This is a genomic window from Skermanella sp., assembly GCF_059503625.1.
Window position 1 is genome coordinate 1 of sequence record NZ_JCACHA010000529.1, and the last position, 2,079, is coordinate 2,079.

The 2,079-nt window shown below is 60.4% G+C and carries 2 protein-coding genes; both read left to right on the forward strand.

What is annotated here, in order from left to right; translation table 11 throughout:
• Window positions 1–136 precede the first annotated feature (136 nt).
• The gene (locus AC5JJ6_RS11260) at window positions 137–1,651 is read left to right on the forward strand and encodes a family 43 glycosylhydrolase (protein ID WP_496042117.1); all 1,515 of its coding nucleotides are present in this window, start codon (window positions 137–139) and stop codon (window positions 1,649–1,651) included.
• A gap of 40 nt (window positions 1,652–1,691) precedes the next feature.
• The gene (locus tag AC5JJ6_RS11265) at window positions 1,692–1,976 is read left to right on the forward strand and encodes an HU family DNA-binding protein (RefSeq protein WP_496042118.1); all 285 of its coding nucleotides are present in this window, start codon (window positions 1,692–1,694) and stop codon (window positions 1,974–1,976) included.
• Window positions 1,977–2,079 lie beyond the last annotated feature (103 nt).

Consider the following 2,079-nt stretch of genomic DNA (forward strand, 5'->3'; position numbering starts at 1 on the left):
CCGTTACCAAAGAAATTCCCAGCGAGGCAGCCTTTCGTAGACTTTGTATAAGGCCTCGGTCAATACCGCTGGACTTTGATGACCGAGGCTGGGCTACCGGCGTTCGTTGACGAACAATTTAGGGCCAGGAACGGATATGCCGGGTGAGCAAACTTTCGTAGCGGTCCACAAACTCGCGTTGACCTCCGTATCGAGCGAGCCTGTCCGGTTCGCGGTTGGCCTCACCGGCGCCGAACCGGAGAGGGCATCGCGTTCTGTTGCGGTCACCGGGTCCGATCCGGCTTCTGGCGCGCGAATCACGCGCGAGTACTTCCTACTTGATACTGGACATCAGTCTTATCTCGACCTCTTCGAGGCACTTGCCAAAGATTATGGGACGCGTCTGCCAAGGAGCCGGCAACCGCCAAAGGTGCCACCCTCGACGACACCGCTCATGCCGCTGCTCACCAAATCTGTGTCGCCAGACATCCTCTATGGCTACGGGGACCCGGCCGTAACCCGCGTGGTGGAGGATGCTGCTGGATCAGGGAACGCGTCTTACTACCTCCTCGCCACATCCAACGACGCACCGCAGGTGTTTCCCATCCTCTACTCGCAAGACTTGATGGATTGGCGCCCGCTGGGGTTTGTGTTCCCGCAAGGCCGTGCGCCAAGGTGGGCGGCGGAGATTGGGCAAGGAGGCGAATACTGGGCGCCCGAGATGCACCGGGTCGGAAGCGAGTTTCTCGTGTGTTTCGCCGCACGGGAGGCGGACTCCAGCTTCTCGATCGGTCTCGCCAAATCCTCTCGGCCTGATGGGCCCTTCACCGCCGCAGAGGCTCCCATCCTGCGGGGCAACGTTATAGACCCGCATATTCTCCTCGATAACGAAGGCAGCGCATACCTGTTCTGGAAGGTAGACACCAACGATGTCTGGCCAGGTCGGCTGTGCCAGTTCCTGCACGAGCACGGACCGCTGATAGCAAAACTGTTTCCGCGCGAAGAGGACCGTCGCACCGCTGCCTTCGTCTCGACGTTGTGGCCTTGGGCAAGGTTGCTCGGACCCATGGAGCGCTTCTTTGTCCTACAGACATTGGTTGAGGCCGTCGTCTCCGACTTCCAGGCATTCTCGGCGCGCCTGTCAGACATTCTCGGGCAGCAGACGGTGCGAGCCGAACAGGAAGCAATGGCCGAGATCCTGCGGCTGACGAAGACACCGGTCTATGCCCAGAAGCTGGATCTAGGCACGCTCGCCCTCGTCGGCGAGCGAAAGCAGGTTTTGCGGAACGATCAAAAGTGGGAAGGCCACCTTGTCGAGGGCGTTTGGGTGAGCGAGCATGGAGGAAGGTACTATATGCTCTATGCCGGGAATGACTTCTCGACGGCCGAGTACGGTATCGGAGTTGCCGTTGCGGAAAGTCCGCTGGGCCCCTACCGGAAGACCGAGGAGCCACTCCTGCGCTCGACGGCGGAGTGGTTCGGTCCGGGACATCCCTCGGTGGCTCTCGGCCCGGACAGGGAACCTTGGCTCATCCTACACGCCTTCTTCCCCGGCAGGAGTGGCTACAAGGAGTTTCGTGCGGTGCTTGGGCTCCCGATCACCTTCGGATCAGCAGGCATCGTGCCGCGGCCTCTTTCCGGCGAGTGTTTTACTTTGACTGCAGATAGGTGAGGACGGTAAGGCGAGTATGGACCGTCATAGGAGACCCGACTTGACCAAAGACGACTTCGCCGCGCTCGTTGCTGAGAAGGGGGGCATGACCAAAGCTGATGCTGGTCGCGCCATCGACGCCTTCTGTGGTGCCGTAACGGCTGCCATGGAGAAAGGCGAGGAGATCAAGCTGCCAGGCTTTGGAAGCTTTGAAGTTCAAGAGCGTGGCGAGCGGCAGGGGCGCAATGTGCGGACCGGCGAGGCGCTAACCATCGCGGCATCGAAGGCCGTGCGGTTTTCGGCAGGTGCCAAGCTAAAGGCTGCCGTCAACAATAAGACGGATTAGATAAGCACCAGCCCGGACAAGCGAGGGCGTCCGCAAGTACTCCACAGCCTCACCTCGACTTTGGTCATTCAAGCGGCGTGGCAGAGGGCATAGGTGATGCTCT

Coding starts and splice junctions, on each gene's coding strand:
- AC5JJ6_RS11260 (WP_496042117.1), top strand. CDS start 137: ATGCCGGGTGAGCAAACTTTCGTAGCGGTCCACAAACTCGCGTTGACC.